We start from the raw sequence: 340 nt of genomic DNA, 5'->3' as shown, positions 1-340 counted from the left end.
GCCGACTGCGCGGACAACGGCGCCTGTATCGCCTGGTAATACGGATCGCTGCTGATGCTGATCGTGCCACCGCCCGGCGTCGCGCCCTGCGCCGCCGTACCCGCCCTCAGGTTGATCGTGCCATTCCAGATGTTGTTCGCATCCAGGTACTGCTGGGTTGCCTGGTAGGCGGACAAGGCTTGGCCATACAGTGGGTCAACCGGATCAGCCGCCGGTGCAAACGGTGCATAGAACAGCTGCACGCCAGTTGCCGATGTGCCTACGCGCTGAAAGATATAGGTGTAGTAAGCCTTGTGACCGGTGATGTAAGAAGCGTAGTCGGTGGTGTAGTCGGCATAAT

1 protein-coding gene is annotated in these 340 nt (G+C 60.0%); it reads right to left on the bottom strand.

The window, feature by feature from the left end; translation table 11 throughout:
• On the bottom strand, nucleotides 1–340 hold a 340-nt coding region (locus Y882_RS20310; protein ID WP_046973391.1), incomplete at both ends, for a hypothetical protein.

Source organism: Dyella japonica DSM 16301, from assembly GCF_001010355.1.
Lineage (GTDB): Bacteria > Pseudomonadota > Gammaproteobacteria > Xanthomonadales > Rhodanobacteraceae > Dyella > Dyella japonica.
Note: the sequence above shows the minus strand (reverse complement) of the source record. Positions and strands in the feature narration are given on the sequence as shown.